General features: G+C 73.1%; 21 protein-coding genes and 1 pseudogene. 8 read left to right on the top strand and 14 right to left on the bottom strand.

Annotation, left to right across the window (positions count from 1 at the left end):
- Nucleotides 1-27 precede the first annotated feature (27 nt).
- On the top strand, nt 28-1,698 hold the full coding sequence (locus ACZ6KF_RS16335) for an ABC transporter substrate-binding protein (protein WP_469176921.1): 1,671 nt from the start codon (nt 28-30) through the stop codon (nt 1,696-1,698).
- A 151-nt stretch (nt 1,699-1,849) separates the two neighbouring features.
- On the top strand, nt 1,850-2,530 hold the full coding sequence (locus tag ACZ6KF_RS16330) for a YesL family protein (protein WP_469176919.1): 681 nt from the start codon (nt 1,850-1,852) through the stop codon (nt 2,528-2,530).
- Nucleotides 2,531-2,587: 57 nt separating this feature from the next.
- Here ACZ6KF_RS16330 and ACZ6KF_RS16325 read toward each other — a convergent pair whose 3' ends face one another.
- From ACZ6KF_RS16325 to ACZ6KF_RS16260, 14 genes and pseudogenes are all read right to left on the bottom strand, one after another.
- Nucleotides 2,588-4,588, bottom strand: a complete 2,001-nt coding sequence (locus ACZ6KF_RS16325) for an alpha-glucuronidase (RefSeq protein WP_469238830.1) — start codon at nt 4,586-4,588, stop codon at nt 2,588-2,590.
- Nucleotides 4,589-5,000: 412 nt separating this feature from the next.
- Nucleotides 5,001-5,717 (bottom strand): hypothetical protein, encoded by a 717-nt coding sequence (locus ACZ6KF_RS16320; protein WP_469238829.1) that lies wholly within the window; start codon nt 5,715-5,717, stop codon nt 5,001-5,003.
- A gap of 31 nt (nt 5,718-5,748) precedes the next feature.
- Nucleotides 5,749-6,294 carry a nuclear transport factor 2 family protein gene (locus tag ACZ6KF_RS16315; protein WP_356628560.1) on the bottom strand — a complete coding sequence of 182 codons (546 nt, stop codon included), beginning with the start codon at nt 6,292-6,294 and terminating at the stop codon, nt 5,749-5,751.
- 26 nt (nt 6,295-6,320) lie between these two features.
- Nucleotides 6,321-6,995, bottom strand: a complete 675-nt coding sequence (locus tag ACZ6KF_RS16310; protein ID WP_469159262.1) for a hypothetical protein — start codon at nt 6,993-6,995, stop codon at nt 6,321-6,323.
- The gene (locus ACZ6KF_RS16305) at nt 6,992-7,510 is read right to left on the bottom strand and encodes a hypothetical protein (RefSeq protein WP_469159263.1); all 519 of its coding nucleotides are present in this window, start codon (nt 7,508-7,510) and stop codon (nt 6,992-6,994) included. The genes ACZ6KF_RS16310 and ACZ6KF_RS16305 overlap by 4 nt, the downstream gene beginning before the upstream one ends.
- Nucleotides 7,507-8,790 carry an MCE family protein gene (locus ACZ6KF_RS16300; protein WP_469159264.1) on the bottom strand — a complete coding sequence of 428 codons (1,284 nt, stop codon included), beginning with the start codon at nt 8,788-8,790 and terminating at the stop codon, nt 7,507-7,509. Before ACZ6KF_RS16300 ends, ACZ6KF_RS16305 begins: the two co-directional genes overlap by 4 nt.
- Entirely contained in the window at nt 8,787-9,953 is a 1,167-nt protein-coding gene (locus tag ACZ6KF_RS16295) for an MCE family protein (protein WP_469176913.1), read from the bottom strand. Before ACZ6KF_RS16295 ends, ACZ6KF_RS16300 begins: the two co-directional genes overlap by 4 nt.
- Nucleotides 9,950-10,984: an MCE family protein gene (locus ACZ6KF_RS16290; protein WP_356628550.1), complete on the bottom strand. Its 1,035-nt coding sequence runs from the start codon at nt 10,982-10,984 to the stop codon at nt 9,950-9,952. The genes ACZ6KF_RS16295 and ACZ6KF_RS16290 overlap by 4 nt, the downstream gene beginning before the upstream one ends.
- Entirely contained in the window at nt 10,981-12,015 is a 1,035-nt protein-coding gene (locus ACZ6KF_RS16285) for an MCE family protein (RefSeq protein WP_469238827.1), read from the bottom strand. The genes ACZ6KF_RS16290 and ACZ6KF_RS16285 overlap by 4 nt, the downstream gene beginning before the upstream one ends.
- Nucleotides 12,012-13,091, bottom strand: a complete 1,080-nt coding sequence (locus ACZ6KF_RS16280; RefSeq protein WP_469238825.1) for an MCE family protein — start codon at nt 13,089-13,091, stop codon at nt 12,012-12,014. Before ACZ6KF_RS16280 ends, ACZ6KF_RS16285 begins: the two co-directional genes overlap by 4 nt.
- Entirely contained in the window at nt 13,088-14,341 is a 1,254-nt protein-coding gene (locus ACZ6KF_RS16275) for an MCE family protein (RefSeq protein WP_356628544.1), read from the bottom strand. Before ACZ6KF_RS16275 ends, ACZ6KF_RS16280 begins: the two co-directional genes overlap by 4 nt.
- Nucleotide 14,342: 1 nt before the next feature.
- Nucleotides 14,343-15,157: pseudogene (locus tag ACZ6KF_RS16270) on the bottom strand (MlaE family ABC transporter permease).
- Between the two features lie 5 nt (nt 15,158-15,162).
- Nucleotides 15,163-15,927, bottom strand: coding sequence for an MlaE family ABC transporter permease (locus tag ACZ6KF_RS16265; RefSeq protein WP_356628540.1), 765 nt, complete (start codon nt 15,925-15,927; stop codon nt 15,163-15,165).
- Nucleotides 15,924-16,934, bottom strand: coding sequence for an ABC transporter ATP-binding protein (locus tag ACZ6KF_RS16260; RefSeq protein ID WP_469238822.1), 1,011 nt, complete (start codon nt 16,932-16,934; stop codon nt 15,924-15,926). Before ACZ6KF_RS16260 ends, ACZ6KF_RS16265 begins: the two co-directional genes overlap by 4 nt.
- A 474-nt stretch (nt 16,935-17,408) precedes the next feature.
- Here ACZ6KF_RS16260 and ACZ6KF_RS16255 point away from each other — a divergent pair, with 474 nt between their 5' ends.
- The 6 genes from ACZ6KF_RS16255 to ACZ6KF_RS16230 all read left to right on the top strand — a co-directional run bounded on the left by ACZ6KF_RS16255 (nt 17,409) and on the right by ACZ6KF_RS16230 (nt 24,457).
- Nucleotides 17,409-18,041: a hypothetical protein gene (locus tag ACZ6KF_RS16255; protein ID WP_356628536.1), complete on the top strand. Its 633-nt coding sequence runs from the start codon at nt 17,409-17,411 to the stop codon at nt 18,039-18,041.
- Between the two features lie 99 nt (nt 18,042-18,140).
- Complete coding sequence (locus ACZ6KF_RS16250; protein WP_469238820.1) at nt 18,141-19,790, top strand: DUF6801 domain-containing protein; 1,650 nt, start codon at nt 18,141-18,143, stop codon at nt 19,788-19,790.
- 30 nt (nt 19,791-19,820) lie between these two features.
- Nucleotides 19,821-20,771, top strand: coding sequence for a hypothetical protein (locus ACZ6KF_RS16245; RefSeq protein WP_469159271.1), 951 nt, complete (start codon nt 19,821-19,823; stop codon nt 20,769-20,771).
- Between the two features lie 262 nt (nt 20,772-21,033).
- Nucleotides 21,034-22,242 carry a PucR-like N-terminal domain-containing protein gene (locus ACZ6KF_RS16240; RefSeq protein ID WP_356637126.1) on the top strand — a complete coding sequence of 403 codons (1,209 nt, stop codon included), beginning with the start codon at nt 21,034-21,036 and terminating at the stop codon, nt 22,240-22,242.
- Between the two features lie 113 nt (nt 22,243-22,355).
- Nucleotides 22,356-22,664, top strand: coding sequence for a trypco2 family protein (locus tag ACZ6KF_RS16235; RefSeq protein WP_469159273.1), 309 nt, complete (start codon nt 22,356-22,358; stop codon nt 22,662-22,664).
- Between the two features lie 77 nt (nt 22,665-22,741).
- Nucleotides 22,742-24,457 (top strand): PP2C family protein-serine/threonine phosphatase, encoded by a 1,716-nt coding sequence (locus ACZ6KF_RS16230; protein WP_469238818.1) that lies wholly within the window; start codon nt 22,742-22,744, stop codon nt 24,455-24,457.
- The last annotated feature ends 7 nt before the right edge of the window (nt 24,458-24,464 follow it).

Genomic DNA, 24,464 nt, shown 5'->3' with positions numbered 1-24,464 from the left:
CTGGCCAACAGGAACAAGGGAGTACCCGTGCGCAACGCAAGACGCAACAACACCGGCGGGCTGTCGCGGCGTCAGGTCCTGGCCGCGGCCGGTTTCGCGGGGCTCGCGTCGGTCACCGGCTGCGGCAGCGGCGACGACGGCGGGGACGGCAAGGACCTGTCGAAGAAGCAGAACGGCGCGATGAAGGAGTACCGGGCCGGGCAGCAGTTCAAGGCGTCGAAACCCCTCGACTTCGACCTGCTGCACAACGACAACCCGGTCTACCCGCTCAAGCGCGACTGGCTGTTCTGGAAGGAGCTGACCCGCCGCACCGGCGTCACCCTGAAGCCGATCGGCGTCCCGCTCAGCGACTACGAGAAGAAGCGCAGCGTCATGATCGGCGCCGGCGACGCGCCTTTCCTGATCCCGAAGACGTACCACCCCTCGGAGGTCGCGTTCGTGGCGTCCGGGGCGATCCTCCCGGTCAGCGACTACGTGCATCTGATGCCCAACTTCCGCGCGAAGGTGAGGCAGTGGAAGCTGGAGCCGGAGCTGGACTCCATCCGCCAGTCCGACGGCAAGTTCTACCTGCTGCCCGGCCTGCACGAGAGGGTCCGGTCGAACTACTCGCTGGCGCTGCGCACGGATGTCCTGGAGCGGCTCGGGCTGGCCCTGCCGACCACCTGGGACGAGGTGCACCAGGTGTTCCGGGCGATCAAGGAGGAGTATCCCGACCGCTACCCCTTCACCGACCGCTGGAGCACCAACACGCCCTTCCCGGTGGGCGCGCTGATGAGCTACCTCGGCCAGTCGTTCGGCGTCCGGGCCGGCTGGACGTACGACAACATCAGCTTCGACTCCCAGGCGGAGAAGTTCGTCTTCACCGGCGCGACGGACGGCTTCCACCACGTCGTGGAGTTCTTGCACAAGCTGGTCGCCGAGAAGCTGATGGATCCCGAGAGCTTCACGCAGACCGACGACGAGGCGGTGCAGAAGCTCCTCGGTGAGAAGGCGTTCGCGATCAGCGCCAACCCGCAGGAGCTGGTGCAGAACTACCGCTTCAACCTGGAGAAGCAGGTCGAGGGCGCGAAGATCGAGATGATCCCGGTGCCGCTCGGCCCGGCCGGTCCGGTGGTGCTGGGCGGCGCGCGGCTGGAGAACGGCGTGATGATCTCCAGCAGGGCGCTCGAGAGCGACAGCTTCGTCGCGCTGATGCAGTTCGTGGACTGGCTGTATTACTCGGACGAGGGCCAGCGGTTCGCCAAGTGGGGCGTCGAGGACGTCACCTACACCCGCTCCGGCAGCCGGTACGCGCTCAAGCCCGGCATCAGTCTGATGGGCTCCGACCCGGACGCGCCCAAGGACCTGCAGAAGGACTACGGCTTCTTCAACGGCGTGTTCACCTACGGCGGCAGCTGGGAGCTGGTGTCCTCGTCGTTCGGCCCGGACGAGAAGAGGTTCCAGGACGCCATGGTGGTGCGCGAGCAGCTCCCGGTGGCCCCGGCCCACCCCCTGCAGTCCGTCGAGCAGGAGCAGGCCTCGCTCTGGGAGACCCCGCTGCGCGACCACGTCACCCAGAACACCCTGAAGTTCGCCCTCGGCAAGCGCCCGCTGTCCGAGTGGGGCGCGTACGTCTCGGAGTTGAAGGCGAAGAACATGCAGCAGCTGGTCGACCTGCACAACAAGGCGTACGAACGCTTCCGGAAGGAGAACGGGTGATCCGCGTCCCCGCGGCGCCGGCCGGCCCCAGCCCCGACGCCGGGCACGCCCGCGCCGGGGCCGGGGCCGGGCGGCCCGGCCCGACGCCGCGCGGCGGCCGGCGCCACCGGGCCTTCCCCTCCCTCCCGGGGCCGGCCGCCGGGGGCCCGCGGTGAGCGCCTCGCAGGCGTCGTTCGGCGCCGGCCCCCTGTCGCGGGCCGCCGCCCTGGTCCACACCGTCGTCACGGTCGAGGCGCTGCTCCTCCTGGCCGCCTCCCCGGGCCTGGCAGGTCTGTTCCTGCTCCGCCCGGACACCGCCGGCCTCCCCCTGGCGGCGTGCTGTCTGCTGCCGCTGGGCCCGGCCCTGTCCGCCGCCCTGTACGCCCTCCACCACCGCGGCCACGACCTCACCGACCTCCACCCGGCGCGCACCTACTGGCGGGGCTGGCGGCTCAACGCGTTGCCGGCGCTGAAGCTGTGGGCGTCCCTGCTGGCCTGGCTGACCGTGATCGCCTTCACGCTCACCCACTTCGCCGCCACCGGTCTGCCCGGCTGGTGGGCCGTACTGCTCGCGGGGATCGGGGCCGGCTCCCTGCTGTGGGGCGCACACGCCCTCGTGCTGACGTCCCTGTTCGCCTTCCGGGCCCGCGACACGGCCCGCCTCGCCGCGTACTTCCTGCTCCGGCACGGCCGCGCCACCCTGGCCGCGGCCTCGCTGCTCGTCCTGACCGCCGCCGGCACCGCCCTGCTGACCGAGGCCCTGCCCGCCCTGCTGGCCGCCCCGCTGCTGCTGTCGCTGCTGCACGGCAGCCGCCCGGTCATCGCCGAGACCCGGAAGGACTTCACCGTGTGACCGGGACCGGGAGCCGCCGGTCCGGGAAGCACGCGCGCTCCACGGACGGGCTCGCGCTCAGTGGATGGGCCTGCCCCGCTCGTCGGGCACGCCGGACTTGCGGAAGAAGTACGTGTTGATCTGGTCGCGCCACTCGCGGGCGCTGTGCAGCTGCTCCTCGTAGAGCTCGGCGACCCGCGCGTGGCGGGCGGGTTCGACCAGATGGGCGAGCGAGGCCCATACCTCGCGGGCCGCCTCGACCTCCTCGACGCCCTCGAAGTGGGTGTCGTAGATGTGCTGGATCACGGTCCGGCCGCTGTGCAGCACGTGCCCGTAGGGGACGTGGTGGAAGAACAGCAGCAGTTCGTCGGGGCAGGTGCCGGGCGACTCGTACAGGTCCGCCCACGGCTCGGCGTACTGCCCGGCGTATCCGGTGCCGGTGGCGCGGGACCGGTCGACGCCGACGCCGTCCCGGTCGGCGAAGTGGTAGGTGCCCCAAGGGCTGTACTCGTAGCCGTCCACGCTCGGCCCGTAGTGGTGCCCCGGCTGCACCATGAAGCCCACGCCGAGCGGTGCGGTGTACTTCTCGTACGTCCGCCAGGACCCGTCGAGGACCGTGTGCAGGCCGTCGGTCAGCCGCTGCGGGGCGTCCGGGTGGGTGAGGCGGATCCACTCGCCGAGCAGGGCGCGCGGGTCGGCGCCGGGCTGCCAGGCGAGCCGTCCGAACGTGTACAGGTTGGCCTGGGCGAGCGGGTGGCCGGTCCAGAAGGGGTCGTCGCCGGCGTTGGACACGGCGACGAGCCCGCCGCGCGCCAGCTCCCCCACGGTGGCGCCCCGCCCGTCCGGACGGAAGCGCAGCACCTCGCTCCACATGGGCCCCAGCCAGCACGCGTGCCGCTGCTGCCCGGTGTACTCCTGGGTGACCTGGGCCTCGACCGCGAGCCGGGTGCGGGGCATCGCTCCGATCAGCGGCGAGACGGGCTCGCGCACCTGGAAGTCCATCGGCCCGTGCTTGACCTGGAGCACGGCGTTGGGGGCGAACTCGCCGTCCAGCGGCACGAAGTGGTCGTGGGCGGCACGGGCCCGGTCCGTGGTCCGGTCCCGCCAGTCCTGGCGGTGGTCGTAGACGAACGCCCGCCAGTGCACGGTGCCGCCGTACGGGGCGAGCGCGGCGGCCAGCATGTTGGCGCCGTCGGCGTGGCTGCGGCCGTAGGCGAACGGGCCGGGCTGACCCTCCGAGTCGGCCTTGACGACGTATCCGCCGAAGTCGGGTATCGCCTGGTAGACGCGGCGGGTCGCGTCGGCCCACCACCGCCGCACCGCCGGGTCCAGCGGATCGGCGGTGCCCTCCCCGCCCAGCACGACCGGCGCGGCGAACGTCACCGACAGGTGGGTGCGGATGCCGTAGGGACGCAACGCGCGCGCGATGTCGGCGACTTCACCGATCCGGTCGGTCAGCAGACGTGCCTCGGTCTCGTGCACGTTGACGTTGTTCACGGTGATCGCGTTGATCCCGCAGGCGGCGAGCAGCCTGCCGTAGGCCCGCACCCGCTCCGACTCGCCGCGTGCCCGCCCGTCAGCCCAGAACAGCGACCCGCCCGCGTAACCCCGCTCGACCTGGCCCATGACCGGATGCACGGCCACGTTGTCCCAGTGGTCCAGCATTCGCAGGCCGACGGCCGGACGGTGCGTCTCGGGCGGCCACGCGCCGCGGAAGGCGTCCTCGCCTAGCCGGACGACGTGGAAGAGGCCGTACAGCAGTCCGGCGGGTCCGGCGGCGGTCACGGTGGTGGTGCCGTCGCGGCGGGAGCAGGTGAACTCCTCCCCCTCCGGGCCCTTCGCGTCCCCGGCCTCCAGCACGAGGTCGTGTGCGGGCGTCGCCGCGCCTGCGTCGTCGCTCGTCATCTGCCCGCCGAACCGGGCGCAGGCATCGGCCACTTCAGCGCGCACGGCGTCCACCGGCGGCCCCGAGCCGCGGATCAGCGTCCGCCGTGAGCCGAGCGGCCGGAAGACGGCCGGCGGGAGCCAGGCGGGGTCGACGCCCTCGGGCAGCACGGGCACGCGCGCGGGCAGCGGCATGAGGCCTCCCAGGTCGGGTGCGGGGCCCGGTGGTTCCCGCTCGGGCGGGCACGTCACGAACGTACCCGGGGGCGGGCGGGGAAACGCGTGTGCCGGCTGGGGAGTTCGTCAGCCGAGGAGGCCGCCCAGCGCCGTCGCGAGCGCCTGGCCGCCCTCCGCCACGACCGTGCCCGCGACCGGGGCCGGCAGCGTCTGGGCGGCGGCCCGCAAAGGCGCCTCGTTGGAGCCCGGGGGGTCTTCGAGGCGGCTGTCGACGTCCGACGCGACGGCCGTCAGGGTGTCCGCCAGTGGCAGTTCGGCGCGGTGCCGGGCGATGTCGTCCCGGAAACGGTCGAGCAGGGCGCGGACGTCCTCGATGGCCGAGGCACGGACGTCTCCGGTGGCGGCCGTCCGGCCGGGCGGCCTGCCGTGTTCAGCGGCCGAAGGTGTCGATGCCGGAGACGAGCCAGCGGCCGTCGCGCAGTACGACGTCCACGGCGAGCATCGCCCCGGCGTACGTGCCCCGGTCGGCCCCCTCGCCTGCGGCGTCCTTGGTGCCGGCGGTGCTGACGCTGCTCTGGTCGGCGTAGACCAGGACGCGGGCGCGGTCGCCGTCGATGCGTTCGACCGCGCTGTCCGTGACCGTGGTGGTGATCACCGCCTTCTGCTGCCGGGCGCCGGCCCGGACGGCGTCGAGCAGGGTCCGGTGCTGGGCGACGGCCCGGCCCGTGAGCAGTTCCCGGGCGGCCTTCTCGAAGGCGGCGGGGTCGGCGTGGTCGTAGGAGAAGAGCGCGGCGACGGCCTTGGCCGTCTGTCCCTTGATCTCGCTGGTGCGGGCGGCGTCGGTCAGGGCCGTGTTGCGTGTCGCCGGGTCGTCCCGCAGGCTCTCGGCGCGTGCGTGCGCCCAGCCGGCGAAGCCGCCGAGGGCGAGGGTCAGCAGGCACAGCAGCACCAGGGAGAGCGGGGCCTGCGGCCGGGAGCGGGGTCTTGTGCGCTCGCGCCCGCCGTCCGTGGGCGCGGGTGGGGCGGCGGCACGCTTCGGGAGTGCGGCGACACGGGCGGCGCCCGCGGGGGTGGGCAGGGGCGTCCGGGTCGCCTCGCGGGCCTGGCGGCGGCGCCGGCTGTTGATGTGGTGTCGGGTCGTCGGCATGGCGTGTCGTCCTCTCGTGCGGCGGCCGGGGTCAGCCGGCCGGGGTGCCGCCGACGGGGGCCTGGCCCAGGGCGCTGAGCTTCCACCGGCCGCCCGTGCGGGTGAGTTCGCCGAGCATGCGGCTGTCCTTGTCGGTGCTCGCGTCTCCGGGCGCCTTCACCGTGACCCGCAGGGCGACCAGGATGCGGGCGCGGCCGGCCCGGTCGTCCAGTTCGGTGACGGCGCCGGACAGGACGCGGGCCGTGGTGACGGTCTTCGCGCTCCGCACCTGGTCGGCGAACTCCTCGCGTCCGGCCACCAATTGGTCGTGGAGTTCGCCGGTCGTGGACGACTCCCACAGGTCCAGGCCCCGGTCGAGGCTGCGGTGGTCCAGGGTGTTGAGGTTCTGGACGGCCTGCTCACCGGCGGCGAGGGCCTGGTCGCGCTGGGCGGCGTAGGCGGCCGAGTCGTCGTGCGCGGCGTCGTACCAGCCCCAGCCCGTCCACGCCGCGAATCCGCCCGCGACGAGGGTGAGGGCGAGGGCTGCCACGACCGGCAGTGACCGGAACGCTGCCGAGGCGCGTGCTGTGCGCTGCATGGTGGTCTCCCCTCTCCGCCGTGCGTTCAGCGGGCCTTGATGTCGGCGATCCGCCACCGGTCGTTCTGCCAGCGGACGGTGACGGTGAGCTGGGCCGCCGCGGTGGTGGGCTCCTCCTTGCCGCGGTGGGAGATCTGGTCGAGGAAGACGAGCAACGTCGCCGTGTCGCCGTCCAGTTCGACCACTCCCGTACGGACGGCCTGGGTGCTCAGGGTGACGCGCTGCCCGGCGAGGTCGGCGCGGACCCGCTCCATCAGCTCGGCGTACTGGCGGGCCGCGCGTCCGGTGAGGACGGAGCGCGCGGACCGCTCGGTGGCGGCGAGGCCGTCCGGCGCGTACGAGAAGACGCGGGCGAGGGCGCTGCCGACGTCCCCGGCGACGCGGGTGGTGGCCTCGGTGTCGGTCAGCGCGCGGTTGCGCGCCGACGGATCGGTCCTCAGCTCGTGGGCGTGGTGGAAGAATCCGCAGCCGGCGAGGACCAGCGCGACGGCGGCCGTGGCCGGGGCGGCGAGCCGCAGGCGAGTGCGTGACGGGCGCGGGGCGCTCGCTTCCTTCCCCTGCTCGCCCTCGGTCCCGTCGCCCCCGGCCACGGTGTCGGCGTCCGGAGCGCCCCCGGCCCCGTCGCCCTGGGCGACCGTCTCGGCGTCCGGGCCGTCGCCGGCCTCGTCCCACGGCCGCCGGATGTGCAGGAGCCGTGTCATCGGCCGTCGTCCTCCCCCGCCGTCCGCGCGAGCGGTACGGCGCTCAGTGCCCTGACCTTCCACTCCCCGTCGCCCGTGCGGGCCAGGACGGCCTCCAGGCGTTTGCGGTCCGTGGTCGGCGTCTTCGCGCCGGCCGGCGTGACCTCCACGCGCACGGTCGCGATGAGCTTCGCCGTGCCGGACCGGGCGTCCAGGGCGGTGACGGCGGCCTCGGTGACCGTGCCCCGCGCGGATGCGCCCGACCTGGCCTCGGTGCGGGCCAGTTCGTCGCCGAGCGGGCCGGTCGAGGCGGCGCGCCAGGCCCGGATGCCCGCCCGGGCGCGCTGCGGGGACGAGGCGTCGAGGGTGTGGAGCACGGCCAGGGCCTCGCGCCCGTCGGCCAGCGCCGCGTCGCGTGCCCGGCCGTGAGCGAGGGAGTCGTCGCCCCGCGCCTGGGCGTAGCTCCATGCGCCCGCCCCGCAGAAGCCCAGCGCCAGCGCCAGCATCGTGCCCGTGAGCAGTCGGCCCCGTGTCATCGGCCCGCCCCCGGGTCCGGGACCAGCAGCCCGGCCAGGCCGTCCGGGCGGATGCTCCCGCCCGTCCCCGGCAGGGCGAGCGCGCCCGGCAGCGACGCGGCGGGTGCGCCGGTCCCGGCCCGGCTGCTGCCCGAGGGCAGGGAGCCGGGCCTGGCCGGCGCGGGAACCGGTCCGCCCCTGGGGGCGTTGGCAGAGCCGCGGACGTTGACCCCGCTCGCGGCCGGCGCGGTGCAGGACGCGCCGGTGTTGAGGGCGGGGGCGGTGCCCAGGTCGAGGCCGTTGCGGTAGCGGGTGCCGCCGTAACCGGCGGTGCAGGGCAAGGGCTTGAAGAAGGTGACGGCCAGGCCGAGCCGCATCTTTCCTCCCTCGACGGCGGTGGCGCCGGCGGAGACGGCCGCCGGGTACTTCACGAGGAGTTCCTCCAGGCCGCGTTGGCGGGTGACCGCGATCTCGGAGGTGGTGAGCAGGTTGGCGAGGACGACGCCCAGGCTGGGGTCGAGGTCCTGGAGGAGGCCGCTGACCTGGGTCGCGGCATCGGGGGTCACGGTGAGCAGTCGGCGCAGGTCGGCGTCGGAGCCCTTGAGGGCGCGGGCGAGTTCCTCGGCGCCGGTGGCGAAGCCGCGGATGGCCTCGGCCTCCTCCGCCTGGGTGCGCAGGACGGTCTCGGCGTCCGTGATCAGCCGGGTCGTGGTCGGCAGGGCGCGGTCGGCGGCCTCGATGAAGGCGCTGCCGTTGTCCAGCAGCGCCTCCAGGTCGTCGCCGTGGCCCTCGAAGGCCTTGCCGAACTCGTCCACTACCGTGCGCAGATCCTCCAGCGGCACCGACGTGGTCAGGTCGTTGACGCCGGTGAGGACGTCGGTGACGGGCGCGGGCACCTCGGTGTCGGACCGCTCGATGCGCGCGCCGTCGGCGAGGTAAGGGCCGCCGTCGCTGTCGGGGCGCAGGTCGATGTACTGTTCGCCGACCGCGGACAGCCCTGCCACCACCGCCCGCGTGTCGGCGGGGATGCGGGGCGCGGACTTCTTGATGCGCAGTTCGGCGACGACCCCGTCCGCCGTGAGGTCGATCGGCCCCACCCGGCCGACCGACACGCCCCGGTAGGTGACGTCCGAGTGGGTGAACAGACCTCCGGTGCGCGGCAGTTCCACGTCCACGGTGTAGTGGTCGGCGACGCCGACGTACCGGCCGAGGTCGGCGTAGCGGATGCCGAGGAAGCCGAGGACGAGGACGGCGATGACGAGGAAGGCGAGGTTCTTCAGCCGTACGGCGAGGGTGATCATCCCGGTTCGCCTCCTGTTCCCGTCGGCGCGGACACCGACGGCAGCGGCACGGGCGGGGACGCCGGCCTCCCCTCGCCGGAGGGCTTCTTCGCCGTTCCCCGCGGCACCAGGGGCGGAATCACCTGCGTGCCGGGGACGGCTGCCATGGTCAGGTACACGTTGAGGTAGTCGCCGCGGACGCCGCGCAGCACCTCGTCGGTGAACGGGTACGTCAGCAGCACCTGGAGGGAGTCGGGGAGGTCGGCGCCCGCGTCGGCGAGCGCCTCGAGGGTGGGCGCGAGGGCCTTGAGGTCGGCGATCATGTCGTCCTTGCTCGCGTCGACGGTGGCGACGGCGACGCCGGACAGGGTGTCCAGGGAGCGCAGCATCGTCAGCAGCGAACCGCGCTGCTCCTCCAGGGTCTTCAGGCCGGGCGAGAGGTCGGTGAGGACGGTGCGGACGTCGTCGTCGCGGTCGGCGAGCGTCGCGGCGAGCCGGTTGACGGCGTCGAGGGCGCCGGTGATGTCGCCGCGGTGGGCGTCGAGGTCGGCGACCAGTTCCTCGACCCGTTCGAGCATGGAGCGCACCTCGGGTTCGCGCCCGCCGAGGGCGGCGTTGAGCTCCCGTGTGATGGTCCTGAGCTGGTTGACGCCGCCGCCGTTGAGGAGCAGGGACAGGGCGCCGAAGACCTCCTCGACCTCGGTGTTGCGGCCGGTGCGGGAGACGGGGATGACGCTGCCGTCGCGGAGCCGTTCGGCGGTGGCCGGTTCGGTGGGCGCGACGAGCTGGACGTACTTCTCGCCGAGGAGGCTGGACTGTTCGAGACGGGCGCCGGCGTCGGCGGGCAGCCGCACGTCGCCGTTGATCTTCATGGTGACGCGGGCGGACCAGTCGTCGCCCAGGCGGATGCCGGTGACGCGGCCGACGGCGACGTCGTTGACCTTGACGGCGGCCTGCGGGACCAGGCTGAGGGCGTCCTGCAGTTCGGCGGTGACGGTGTAGGGGCGGGGGCCGAGGTCGGCGCCGCCGGGCAGCGGCAGGTCCTCGATGCCGTCGAAGCGCGGGAGGGGGACGGACAGCGCGCCGACGGCCAGGGTGAACCCGAGACCGAGGGCCAGCAGTCCGCCGATGCCGAGCCCGGCGCCCGCGGCCACGCCGCGCGCCGTGAACGCTGCGCGCCTCACCGCCGCTCCTCCCCCGCGGGCGCCGGATCGCCGCTCTGCGACCCCCCGGTCGCGGGCAGGGGCAGCAGCGGCCCGCCCATGCTGATCTCGTTGAGGTTGGCCCGCCCGTCGAGCGTGCCGGTGCGGGGGTTGTAGGCGCCGACGACGTTGCCCGCGGCGAGCGGCGCCACGTCCAGGGCCTCGGCGAGCGAGGCCCGCTGCCGGACCAGGGTCTCGGTGATCGGCACCAGCCGTTCGGTGTTCTTCTTCAGCTCGCCCCGGTTGTCCTCGATGAAGGTCTTGACCCGGCCGAGGGCGGTGCCGAGTTCCTCCAGGGCGCCCGCCAGGTCGTCCTTGTTGTCGGCGAAGAACGTCACGACCGTGTCCAGCCGCTCCTGTGCCGTGCGCACGTCGCCGTCCTTCTCCTTGAGCATGGTGGTGAACGACTGCAGCCTGGCGAGCGTGGCGAAGAGTTCCTCGCTGGAGCCGTCGAGGGTCTTGGCCGCCTTGCCGAACTCCTCGATGCTGTCGCCGATCGCCTCACCGTTGCCGTCGAGGTTGGCGGCGCCGGTCGTCAGCAGCTCGGACAGGGCGCCGGCGGAGTTGGCGCCGTCGGGGCCGAGGGCCTTGCTCAGGTCGGTGATGGAGGCGTAGAGCTGGTCGATCTCGACCGGGATGCGGTTGCGGTCGGCGGGCAGCACCGCGCCGTCGGCGAGGGCGGGCCCGGACCGGTAGGCGGGGGTGAGCTGCACGAAGCGGTCGGCGACGACGCTGGGGGCGACCACCACGGCCCGCGCTCCCCGGGGCACCCGTACGCCCTCGTCGACCGCCAGTTCCACCCGCACCCGGGTGCCCTGCGGCCGCACCGACTCCACCTCGCCGACCCGGACGCCGAGGATGCGCAGGTCGGACCCGGCGTAGATGCCGACGGCCCGGTCGAAGTAGGCGGTCAGGCGCAGGCCGGTGTCGTCGAGGGCCCGCACGGCGGCCAGTCCGGCGGCGACGACGGCGAGGGCGATTGCCGCCGCGAGGAGTCTGCTGCGCCTGCTCATCGCTCACCGCTTCCCGGGGCCTGCGCCGGCTGCTTCGGCGGCATGCATCCGCTCTCCGGCCGGGACTGTGCGGGCAGGTAGTCGCGGGGCACGACCCCGCAGAGATAGCTGTCGAACCAGCGGCCGTTGCCGAGGGTGTTGCCGATCAGCCGGTAGTAGGGGCCGACCAGTGCCAGGGTCCGGTCGAGCTGGTCGGTGTTGCGCTCCAGGACCGTGGTGACGCGGCCGAGCGCCTTGAGGGTGGGCCCGAGTTGGCGGTTGTTGTCCTGGACCAGGCCGTCGAGTTCGGTGGCGAGGGCGCGGCTGCCCTCCAGCAGGGCGTCGATGGCGTCGCGGCGGTCCTGGAGTTCGCCGAGGAGGGAGCCGCCGTCCTCGACGAGGGTCTCGAAGCTGGACTTCTTGTTCTCCAGGGTCCGGCTGAACCGGGCGCTGCCGTCCAGGAGTTGCGACAGCTCCCGGTCCCGCTTCGACACGGACTCGGACAGCTCGGACAGTCCGGTGGCGGCCTTGCGGACGTGCGGCGGCGAGTTCTCGAAGGTCTTCGAGATGGTCTCGAAGCTCTCCGCGAGCCGGCGGGTGTCGATGGCGTCGACGGTCCCGCTGAGGTCCTGCAGCGCCTGGGTCACGTCGTACGGCGAGGTGGTGCGGGCCAGGGGGATGCGGGCGCCGGGGTCCTGGCGGGCCGTGCCGAGCGGGTCGAGGGCGAGGTACTTGTCGCCGAGCAGCGTCTTGACGGCGATGGCCGCGGTGGTGCGGTCGCCGATCCAGGCATCCTCGACCTCGAAGCCGACCTTGACCCGGTCGCGGTCCAGCGCGACGCCGGTGACCTCGCCGACCTTGACGCCGGCGATCCGCACCTCGTCGCCCACGTCGAGGCCGGCCGCCTCGGAGAAGTCGGCGCTGTAGGCGGTGCCGCCGGACAGGGAGAGCCGGTCGGCGTTGTAGGCGAGCAGGGTCAGCAGCGCCGGCAGGAGCAGGCCGACGAGCGCCACGGCGACGGGGTCGCGTTCCTTGACGGGCTTGAGTCTCATGCGCCGCACCTCGCTTCGGTGACCGCGATCCCGGTCGGCGGGCGGGAGCCGTCCGAGGTGCCGACCCCGCCGACCCGGGCCTCGCAGAGGTAGAGGTTGAACCAGGAGCCGTACGACGACAGGCGGGCCAGCGCGGTCATCTTGGCGGGCGTCCGGGCGAGGAAGTCCTCGATGCGCCCGGTGGCGTCGCCGAGGTTGCGGGAGAGGCGGCCCAGTTCGCGGATGTCCTCCTTGAGCGGCTCGCGTCCCTCGTCCAGGAGGCCGGCGGTCACCGTGGTCAGCTCGCCCATGGCGGTGACGGCCCTGCCCAGCGGCTCGCGGTCCTCGTTGAAGCCGGAGACCAGCCTGCGCAGCGTGTCGACCAGGTCGTCGAAGTCGGCCTCGCGGTCGTTGAGGCTGGTCAGCACCGTGTTCAGGTGGGCCACGACCTCGCCGATCACCTTGTCCTTGGCGGCGACGGTCGTGCTGAGCGAGCCGATGTGCCGCACGAGGCTGTCGACGGTGGCGCCCTCGCCCTGCAGCACCTGCACGATGGAGCCGGCGAGTTCGTTGACGTCCTTCGGGGAGAGCCCTTCGAACAGCGGCTTGAAGCCGTTGAAGAGGAGGGTCAGGTCCAGGGCGGGCGCGGTGCGGTCGAGGGGGATGGTGTCGCCGCCGGCGAGGGAGCCGGCGAGGTCTCCGCTGCCGCGGTCCAGGGCGATGTAGCGCTGGCCGACCATGTTGAGGTACTTCACGGCGGCGGTCGTGGAGCGGGGCAGGGTGCGGTCCTCGTCGACGGTGAAGGTGACCTGTGCGGTGCGCCGTTCGACCACGCGGACGTCGGTGACCTCGCCGACCTCGACGCCGGAGATGCGTACGCTGTCGCCGGCGACGAGGCCGGTGACGTCGGTGAACAGCGCCTTGTAGGAGCGGCTGCCGTCGCCGACGCCGGTGCCGGCGACGCTCAGACCGAGCACGGTCGTGGCCGTCGCGGTCACCAGCAGGAAGGCGAGGGACTTCAGCAGGGGGCCGGTCAGGGGGCGGCGGCGGGTGTGCGCGGAGCGCTCGGTGCGGTCCTTGCCGTGCCGGGGTCTCATCGCAGCGTCACCTCCGAGCCGCGCAGCACGGGGCCGGCGAGCAGGCTGCTCCAGTCCGGCAGGTCGGCGGGGCGTTTCCCGGCGCCGGGCGCGAGCAGTTCGTTGACCAGGTCGTTCTCCTGCGGGGAGTTGGCGGGCCCGAGGTCCTGGGCGGCGGACGCGGGGGGCTGCGCGGCCGGTTCGGCGGGCACGCCGAGGTAGGGGACGGGGTGGCAGCGGGGGCCTCCGCCGGCGTCGTACGACGGGGTGTCCCGGCCGGGGACGTAGGCGCCGCGGGAGGGCACGGTGGTGACGTCGACCCGCAGTCCGGGCCGGTCCGTGCCCTTGCCGAGCGCCTTGTCCATGGCGGGGACGAAGTCGGCGAGGGTGCGCAGGGTGCAGGGGAAGGACGGGGAGTACTCGGCGAGCAGTTCCAGGGTGGGCCGGGAAGCGGCGGAGAGCCGGATGATGGTGCGCTCGTTCGCCCGCAGGAAGGCCGTCAGGTCCTCGGCGGCCCGGGTGGTGGCGCCGAAGGCGCCGGCCAGTTCGCTCTCCTTCTCGGCGAGGGTGCCGCTGGTGGTGGTGAAGTCGGTGAGCGCCGTGAGGACCTCGGGTGCGGCGTCGGCGTAGAGGTGGCCGACCTTCACGAGTTCCTTCAGGTCGCGGTTGAGGGCCGGCAGATGGGGATTGAACTCGCGCAGGTGCGCGTCGAGCCGGGTGAGCGTGGCGCCGAGCCGCTCGCCGCGGCCCTCCAGCGCCCGGGACACGGCGGACAGGGTCGCGGACAGCTTCTGCGGCTGGACGGCGGTGAGCATCGGCAGCACGTTGTCGAGGACCTGCTGCAGTTCGACGGCGTTCGCGGAGCGGTCCTGCGGGATGACCGCGCCTGCGGCGAGCCGCTCGACGGTGGGCCGCTCGGGCGGGACGAGGGCGACGAACCGCTCGCCGAACAGGGTCGTCGGCAGCATCTGCGCGCTCACGTCGGCCGGTATGTCGGCGAGGGCGCCGGGGCTCAGGGCGAGGGTGAGCCGGGCTCCGTCGTCGGTGGCGTCGATGGCGCGGACCTCGCCGACGACGACGCCGCGCAGCTTGACCTCGGCGCCCAGGTGCATCTCGTTGCCGACGCTGCCGGTCTCCACGACGACCCGGGCGGAGTCGGTGAACCTCTTGTCGTAGACGGCGACGGCCAGCCACACCAGCAGGGCGGGCGCCAGCAGGAACACCACCCCGGCGAGCCGGCGGCGCAGCGTCGCGCCTCGGGATTCGCTCATCTCAACCCGCCACCTTCACGGTCGTGGTGGCGCCCCACAGGGCGAGCGACAGGAAGAAGTCGGTGACGCTGATCAGCACGATGGCGTTGCGCACCGACCGGCCGACGGCGACGCCGACGCCCGCCGGGCCGCCGGGCCGCCGGTGGCACGGTAGCCGTAGTAGCAGTGGGCGACGACCACCATCACGCTGAAGATCAGCACCTTGAGCACGGACAGCAGGACGTCCGTGGGCGACAGGAACAGGTTGAAGTAGTGGTCGTAGGTGCCCGCGGACTGGCCGTTGAAGAGGACCGTGACATAGCGGGACGCCAGGTAGGAGGAGAGCAGTCCGATCGCGTAGAGCGGGACGATGGCGACGACGCCGGCGATGATGCGGGTGGTGACCAGGTAGGGCAGGGAGCGGATGCCCATGCCCTCCAGGGCGTCGACCTCCTCGTTGATCCGCATGGCGCCGAGCTGCGCGGTGAAGCCGGCGCCGACGGTCGCGGACAGGGCGAGCCCGGCGACGAGGGGGGCGATCTCACGGGTGTTGAAGTACGCGGAGACGAACCCGGTGAACGCGGCGGTGCCGATCTGGTCCAGGGCCGCGTACCCCTGGAGTCCGACGACCGTCCCGGTGAACAGGGTCATCGCGATCATCACGCCGATGGTGCCGCCGATGACGCCGAGACCGCCGGTGCCGAACGCGACCTCGGCGAGCAGCCGCTGCACCTCCCTGAAGTAGCGGACGAGGGTGCGCGGGACCCACAGCAGCGAGCGGGCGTAGAAGAGGAGCTGGTCCCCGGAGCGGTCCAGCCACAGGAGCGGGGAGGCCACGGGCGTCAGCCTCCCTTCGGCGGGACGAGTTGGAGGTAGACGGCCGTCATCACCATGTTGACGAAGAACAGCAGGAGGAAGGTGATGACGACCGACTGGTTGACCGCGTCGCCGACGCCCTTGGGGCCGCCGCGCGGGTTCAGTCCGCGGTAGGCGGCGACGATGCCCGCGATGAAGCCGAAGACCAGGGCCTTGAGTTCGCTGATGTAGAGGTCGGGCAGCTGGGCGAGGGCGGAGAAGCTGGAGAGGTAGGCGCCGGGGGTGCCGTTCTGCAGGAAGACGTTGAAGACGTAGCCGCCGGCGATGCCGACCACCGAGACCAGGCCGTTGAGCAGGACGGCCACGCCCATGGTGGCCAGCACCCGGGGCACGACCAGGCGTTGCACGGGTGAGACGCCCATGACCTCCATGGCGTCCAGTTCCTCGCGGATCGTGCGGGAGCCGAGGTCGGCGCAGATCGCGGAGCCCCCGGCGCCGGCGATGAGCAGGGCGACGATGAGCGGACTCGCCTGCTGGACGACGGCGAGGACGCTCGCGCCGCCGGTGAACGACTGGGCGCCCAACTGCTCGGTGAGAGAGCCGACCTGGAGGGCGATGACGGCGCCGAACGGGATGGACACGAGCGCGGCGGGCAGGATGGTGACGCTGGCGACGAACCAGAACTGCTCGACGAACTCCCGGAACTGGAACGGTCTTCTGAACACCGCGCGGCCGACCTCGGCGGCGAGGGCGAAGAGCTGCCCGGTCTGCCGCAGGGCCCCGGTGATCATGCGCCGCTCCCGGACGTGGGGAGCGGGGTGGTCACGGGGAGCGGGGTGGTGGCGTAGGAACTCTCGATGGCGGCGCGGGCGGCGGGTGGCAGCCGGTCGAGCAGGGACAGGACGCGTTCGCGGCGCCGGGTGACGGCCCGGCGGGGCGGGAGGCCCGGGGAGGGCTCCAGTTGCGGGACGATCCGTCGCGGCGTCGTCTGCCCGGCGCGGGGGGCGGCGGCCTCGGCGGCGAGAGTGGCGGCGTCCTTCTCCTCCGACATGCCGATCGGGCCTTCGCGCCGGCCGTCGAGGAACTGGGAGACGACCGGCTCCTCACTGGTGAGCAGGACCTCGCGCGGGCCGAAGGTGACCAGTTCGCGCCGGAAGAGCATGCCCATGTTGTCGGGGACCGTGGCGGCGATGTCGAGGTTGTGGGTGACGATCAGCATCGTCGCGTCGGTGCGGGCGTTGAGGTCGATCAGCAGCTGGGAGAGGTAGGCGGTGCGCACCGGGTCGAGTCCCGAGTCGGGTTCGTCGCACAGGATGATCTGGGGGTCGAGCACCAGGGCGCGGGCGAGGCCGGCGCGTTTGCGCATCCCGCCGCTGATCTCCCCGGGCAGCTTGCCCTCCGCGCCGAGGAGGCCGACCACCTCGATCCGCTCCATGACGATGCGGCGGATCTCCGACTCCTTCTTACGGGTGTGCTCGCGCAGCGGAAAGGCGATGTTGTCGAAAACGGACATCGAACCGAATAGGGCGCCGTCCTGGAACATGAGCCCGAAGAGTTTCCGGGTCTCGTATATATCGCGCTCCGGACTGTTCACCATGTCCACCCCATTGATGAGGACACGGCCGCGCTCCGGTTTGAGCAACCCTATGAGCGACTTGAGGAATACGGTCTTTCCGGTGCCGGACGGACCGAGCATCACGCTGACCTCTCCGGCGGGCAGGGTGAGTGTGACGTCCTGCCAGATCCGCTGCCTGCCGAACGACTTGGTCAGGCCCTCGACCACGACTTCGATTCCCACATCACCTCCCGGGGGATCGGGCCGGCGTACCCGGCGCGGCGCACGTCAGGCCGGTGCGACGCGTGATCAGCGCCGGCCTCCGCAGGTTACGGTCGAGTAACCTGGGCGGGCAAGAGCCGATTCCCAGTTTTCCCCCGGAGTTCGGCGGGGCCGCCGCCGACCTGTCACCGCGGACACAAAGCCGCGCACCGGATTTGTCATCGGGTGAGAAACCGCCGCGTCGGCGAACACCCTTGCCGGACGGCCCGCCTTGGCAGCGCATGACTAAAACGCTCCGCGGACCGCTCACTCCGCCGCAGATGTTTTCCGTTCCACAAAGAATCTTGGTCTGCTCCATTGTTCGGCTAAGTTTCCCGCAAGTAACGTCGATGCTCGCGGCCGAGGTTTCCGAGCCGCGGACCGTCCGTTCTCCCTCACTCAGTCAGAACGCGGTCCCCCCTCTGCCGGCCAATCCACAAGGAGAGTCCCGGAGTCATGAAAAAGCCCATGAAGAGAATCGCCGTCGTGGCGGGCGCGGGTGCGGCCGCGTTCGGCATGGCCGTCGCTCCCGCCTCCGCGGTGCCGTCCACGGTGTGGACCGTCACCCCGTCCCCCGCCAACTACACGGCGACCAACAGCGGGAACATCGTGCTGACCGCCAACATCCCGATGACGTGCACGACGTCGACCGCGTCGGGCACCATGCAGAGCGCCACCGGCAACCCGGCGACGGTCGCCTCCATCAGCGCCATCAACTTCGGCACCAGCACCTCGCCGTGCACCAGCGTCCTCGGCAACGTCACCACCGTGGCGACCACGCCGTGGACGGTCGTGGCGCAGGACTACACCGCCTCGACGGGCGTCACCAAGGGCTACGTGGGCAACGTCAAGGCGAAGGTGACCGCCGGCGCCTGCGTGTTCAACGTGCAGGGCAAGGCCTCCGCCACCTACACCAACTCCACCGGGATCCTGGCGGTCAACAGCGTCTCCGGTGAACTGACCGTCACCTCCGCCTCCGGCTGCGGCACGGTGGTCACCACCGCCACCAAGCCCACCTTCCGGGGCAACTACGCGGTGAAGGTCACCGGCACCAGCACCATTCCGAAGATCGTCGGCACCAACCCGTAAGCCACGGGCGGCTCGCGGCGGTCCGGCCGGCGATCCCGGCCGGGCGCGCGGGCTGCCCGCACGTCACCGGGCGCGGCCCGCCGAGCATCGGAGCAAGAGATGAGGGGTTCCCGCAGCGCCGTCCGGCCGCCGGCGCGGTCCCGCGCCCGCAGCGCGGCGATCGCCGCGTTCGTCGTGCTGGCCGCCACCCTCCCGGCCACGGCCGTCGCCGTCGGCACGCAGGACGTCGACACCGCGCTGCCGTACGTGTGCGCCCTGCCGTCCGGGGAGCGCTCGGTGACGGTGCGGGTCCTGGCCGCCCTTCCCGACCGGGCGGACGTCGGCGAGGAGATCCGGCCGGCGGACGTCGCCGCCAGCGTCGAGTTCCCGCAGCAGGCGGTCGCGGACCTCGCCGCGCTCGGGGCGGCGGGCGTCCGGGCCGAGACCCGGCTCGACGTCGGCCTCACGCAGCACGGCGCCACCGCGCGCGCCACCTGGCGGGGTACCGGGGAGCCGGTCCCGCTGCCGCCGTCCGGGCCGCTGACCCTCACCGCGACGGGCGAGGTGCCGACCGTGACCGGGCACGGGGCGGGCGAACTCACCCTCACCGCCGGCGACCTGGCCGTCGACCTGGCGCTCCACCCGGCCGACGGCGCAGCGGCCCCCGGCCCCACGGACGGCGCCACCGCCGACCCCGGCGCGGTCGCCGACGAGTACGGCGCCGCCGCCGGGCCGGCCGCGCTCACCGTCGAGTGCACGCTCGCCGAGGACGCCGCGAACGGGGGCCGACTGGCCGCCGTACTCGTCGGACCGGCCGGGACCCCGGACCCGGCCACGGGCTCGCAGCCGCCCGGCGCGACGCCCTCCCGGCCGCCGGCCGAGACGCCTGACCGCCCGGACGGTGAACCCGCGGACCGGCAGCCCGGCCGCTCCCCCGAGGTCGCCGGGACCGTGCCGCCCGGCGGTTTCGGAACCCGCCGGGACGCGCCGCCGTGCAAGTACGACGACCAGTACCCGGCTCGTCCGATGTCGCTGAACGCGTACATCACCGGCTACGCGAACGTGAACAAGCTCAAGGGCGCCGCGCTGATCCCGCTGTCGTGCACGCTCGTCGAACAGGGCGAGCCGCAGTTCGAGTTCTATCCGGACTTCAGCGGCGCGACCATCACCCAGCACTCCTCCGGGGACCTCTACCACCAGGGCCGCAAGCGGACGCCGTCGTTCAGGGCCACGTTCCTGACGTTCGGCTTCACCCCGACGACGGCCACCCTCCACCTGGAGCAGACCGGGCCCCTGACCATCGACTCGGCAGGCTCCACCGACTTCCTGTTCACCAGCACCGACACCTACGTCCGGGTGCCGCTGGTGCTGCGGGTCACCTCGCTGGAGGTGAACGGGACCCCGCTGGACGTCGGGCCCGACTGCCGTACCGAGAAGTCCCTCACCTCTCCGGAGCCGGACCCGGCGAAGCACCCCGGCGACCACGTGGTCCTGCACGGCAGGGGCGAACAGGTCACCGGCGAGGTCGCCACCGGCTATCTGCTGCTGTCCGGCGGCCCGCTGACCGGCGAGGTCGGCATCCCCGCCTTCACCGGCTGCGGCGCCGGCGGCGAGGACCTGGACCGGCTGCTCACCGCCTCGGTCTCCGGACCCGGCAACTACATCAAGCAGATGCAGGGCCAGACCTGCTTCGTCGCGACCGAGACGCCGAACCCCGACGAGTGCACCCCGGGCCTGGAGCCCCTCGAGATCCCCGTCCCCGAACGCTGAACCCCCACCCCCCTCACGGAAGGCCCCTTCATGAACCGGTTCTCCCGCGGCACGAGACTCGCCACCACCGCCACCGCGCTCGGCGCCGCCCTCGGCGCGTTCGCCTCCATGGGCACGGCGACCGCCGCGACCGCCCAGCCGAACGGCGAGTGGGCGCCCTTCACCCGCTGTCCCGTGGACGCACCGGCGATGCTGGCCGCGGACGGTCTGGCGCAGACCCCGCAGTGCGTGGTGTCCACCTCGCCGAACGGCTCCATCAAGCTGGGGAAGACCACCGTGGTGACGGGCCGGACCAACCTCCAGATGGGCGTCGTCCAGAACTCCGACGGCACCAGCAGCGTCGTCGCCCCGCCCGCGGGCGCGATCATCGCCGACTCGGCGACCGTCCCAGGGGGACTGCTGGGGCTGATGTGCCCGAGCAGCGTCCCCGTGGTGACGGCGATCTGCGAACAGCTGAGCGACAGCACCCTCAACAAGATCACCGCGACCGTCGAGTCCGTCGCCGCGCCCCACGACTTCGACCAGACCGCCGGCATCCTCACGGACCGGCCGATCGTCGCCATACCGGTGCGCATCCACCTCGAGAACCCGTTCCTCGGCAGCAGGTGCTACATCGGCAGCAAGTCCAACCCGATCGTCCTGCGCCCCAGAAACCTCACCTACCCCGAGTTCTCCCTCTCGTTCTTCCGGGGCGACGGCACGGTGGCCGAGGACGGGGAGATGAGCCGCATCAACCTCACCGGGGCCACGCAGAACGACAGCACCTTCGCGGTTCCGGGGGCGAGCGGCTGCGGCCTCGGGCTGCTCGGCCTGATCGACGCGGCGGTCAACCTCAAGACCGGCCTGCCCTCGCCCGCCGGCAACAACAGCCTCACCCTCAACAACGCCCAGACCCACCTGGCCGGCCTGACGGCGCCGGGCACCGTCGCGCCCGACGCGGGCCAGGTCCTCGCGCGGAACTGGCACTCCGCGGTCGACTAGACGTTACCCGACCGTCGGGTAATGGCCGCTCAGCGACGATTCTCGGCCGTCCCTGCCGCCCCGCGGCGTCCGGCCGCACCGGAGTCCGTCCAAGTGGTGTACGTCACAAGGAACTTGATTTAGCTTCAGCATCCGGACGACGTAAGCACCGGACAGCGACAGCACCCGACGTCCGGCCGGGCGCCGCCCGTCCCCCGCGGGGTGGACGGCACCCGGCCGCACCCCCCACCGGGCGCATCGGAGAGCAAGGGGACGACTACGCATGCCTTCCACCACGCAGCCGCCGGAGGTCGGTGAACCGCTCGAACCCCTCCCCAAGGAATTCGCGGCCTTCATGCGACCGGAGTTACCCGGTCTCCTGAAGGAGATCCGCATCGAGGTCACCCGCGCCTATCCCGTCTACGGCCGTCTCCTCAACGGCCCCAACGCGGACGCCATCCGCCAGGGCGTCGAGCAGGCGCTGTCCGCCTTCGTGGACCGTGTCGACGATCCCGGCAAGAACGCGGCGCTCCGTGACGAACTGCTGCGCAGGTTCGGTCGGGTCGAGGCCTACGAGGGCCGCGAACTGGACACCCTCCAGGGGGCCTACCGCCTCGGCGCCCGCATCGCGCTGCGCCGCGCCAAGGCCGTGGGCCGGCAGTACCGGCTCTCCCCCACCGTCATCCTCGCCTTCGCGGACGCCCTGTTCGCCTACGTCGAGGAGTTGGAGGCGATCTCCCGCGAGGGCTACGTCGAGGTGCAGGCGCGGGCCTCCTCCGAGGTGCCGGCCCAGCGAAGGAGACTGCTGCACCTGATCCTCGCCGCCCCTCCGCTGCCCCAGGCCCTGCCCGGCCTGTGCGAGGCGGCGGCCTGGCCCCTGCCCGACGACGTCACCCTGGTCGCCCTGCGCCCGTCCCTGCCCGAGCACCTGGCGGCGGGACTCCCGGACGACGTCCTCGCCGATCTGGACGGCCCTCAGCCGCATCTGCTGATCCCCGGGGAACTCACCGCGGAGCGGCTGACCATGCTCGACGCGGCCCTGGCCGGCACGCACGCCGTGGTGGGCCTGACCGTGCCGCCCTCGCAGGCGGCCGACTCCCTGCGCTGGGCGCGCCGCGTGCTCCGGCTCGTCGACGAGGGCGTGGTGCCCGACGCGCCCCTGGTGCGCTGCGAGGACCATCTGGTCACCCTCTGGCTGCTGTCCGACCCGCCCCTCGTCTCCCGCCTCGCCGCCCGCGAGCTGGCCCCGCTGGACGGCCTGCCCGCCGGCCGCCGCGACCGCCTGCTGGAGACCCTGCGCGTGCACGTCTCCACCCGCGCGCCCGCCGAGCAGGTCGGGGAGATCCTGGGCGTGCACGCCCAGACCGTCCGCTACCGGCTGCGCGGCCTGGACGCCCACCTGGGCCCCCGCCTCGCCGACCCTGACCACCGCTTCGCCATCGAGGCGGCCCTGCGCGCCCTGCACCTGCGGCGCGGCGGCCATGGCGACTGACGCGTTCCGGGCCGCCCCGCGCGGGTAGCATCCCGGCGTCACGGAACGACGCGCGCGTAAGGGCGCGAGGGGGACGAGCGGGACGAGGGGGACGAGGGGGACGAGGGGGACGAATGATCGAACTGTCCGACATGATCCGTGAGTTGCGCAGCCAGCTGGCCGCCTCGCTGGCGGACGGCGCCGGGGAGGCCGTCAGGTTCGAGGTGGGGCCCGTGGAGATCGAGGCGACGGTCGCGGTCGGCCGGGAGGCGGGGGCGAACGCCAGGGTGCGGCTGTGGGTCGTGGACGCGGGGGCCGACGGGAAGTACTCCCACGCGCAGACCCAGACGGTCAGGGTCACGCTGACGCCCAAGGTCGTGGAGGGCGACGGCCCGCCGAGGTCGGCCCTGGTCTCGGGCGACGAGGCCGCCGGCGAGCGCTGAATCCGCGCCGCAGGCCGGTCACGCAGGGTCACCGTGACTGTCGTGCGGATGCGCCGCGCTGCTGGGAAGGTGGTGTCGTGGCTGGTTCCAGGACCGCGGACGACGGCGACCGGCGCCTGCGGGAAGAGGCGCTGGCCGGGCTCGCGCGCGTCCTCGACGCGCTCGGCGCCGCCGCCTACGTCTCGGACGACCACGGCCTGATCCTGGCCGTGAACGCGGAGGCGGAGCGGCTCCTGGGTCGGCCCGCCGACCGGCTGGTCGGCAAGGACGCGCACGACCTGCTGCACCGCACCCGCTACGGGGAGACCGTGGCCCGCACCCGGTGCGAGGTACGGCAGGCCACCCTCGCCGGGCACACGACCCAGCGCACGGGCCTGTGGGTGGAGCGCGGCGACGGCGTGCTCGTGCCCATGCGGTGGCTGGTGACGCCGTACGTCTCCGACGGCCTGGTGGGCGCCGTGGTGCTGTTCCATCAGGCCGAGGAGGACGAGTCGGGCCCGGGCGGCGAGGCCGCCGAGGACGAGATCGGCGAGCTGGAGCGGCTGGCGCTGCTCGCCGAGCTGACGACGCAGCTCACCTCCACCCTGGACACCGGGCAGGCCCTGCACCGGCTGGTCGCCCTGGTGGTGCCGCGCCTCGCGGACTGGGCGGTCATCGACCTGATCAGCGAGCAGCACGAGGTGTGGCGCTCCGCGGTCGCCCACTTCGAGGGCGGGACCGTGCGCTACCGGGACGACCTGGTCGGGCCCATGCCGCCGATCCCCGGCGAGTCGCCAATGCCCCTGTCACGGGCGCTGCGCGGGGCGGCCTCCACGCTGGCGGGCCCGGAGACCTACCAGGGCGAGCCGGACTCGGGCATCGCGGTCGAGCAGGCCCGGCTGTTCGCCACGACCGGGATGCACTCCGCGGTCATCGCCCCGATCCGGGGCCTGCGCACCGTGCTCGGGGCCCTGACCCTGGGCCGCTCCGAACGGCCGGCCCCGTTCACCGCCGCCGACCTGCCGCTGCTGGAGGACATCACCCGCCGGGCCGGTCTCGCGCTGGACAACGCGCGCCTCTACCAGCGTCAGCGCAAGGTCTCGGAGACCATGCAGCGGCATCTGCTGCCCCAGCTGCCCCGGCTGCCGCACGTCGAGATGACCGCCCGCTACCTGCCCGCGCCCGACGCCTCCCAGGTCGGCGGCGACTGGTACGACGCGTTCGTGCTGCCGGACGGCGCCCTGGTGCTGGTCGTCGGGGACGTCGTCGGGCACGATCTGGAGGCCGCGGCGGACATGGCGCAGCTGCGGAACATGCTGCGCGCCTACGCGCACTCCCAGCAGGAGCCCCCGAGCAAGATCGTCGAGTGGCTGGACCACGCAGCCATGCGGCTGGCCGACACCGACATGGCCACCCTCGTCCTCGGGCGGATGACGGACATCGGGACGATGGGCTGGGAGCTGTCCTGGACCAACGCGGGCCACCCCCCGCCCCTGCTCGTCACCGCGGGCGGCCGGGCCCAGTACCTGACGGACGGGCACGGCATGCTGCTCGGCACCGGTGTCCCGGCCCCGCGCCCCGACGCCACCCGGTTGCTGCCGCCGGGCGCGACCCTGGTGCTCTACACCGACGGCCTCGTGGAGCAGCCGGGTCAGTCCATCGACGTGGGGCTGGAACGGCTGCGACGCTACGCCGCCGCCCTGATCGAGCGGCCGCTGGAGGCGTACGTCGACGAACTGCTGACGCGGACCCGGCCGTCCGGCAACGGCGACGACGTGGCCATCCTCGCCCTGCGCACGCCCGCACCGCGCTGACGCGCGG

The sequence above is a fragment of the Streptomyces sp. NPDC046379 genome (assembly GCF_055587785.1).
Note: the sequence above shows the minus strand (reverse complement) of the source record. Positions and strands in the feature narration are given on the sequence as shown.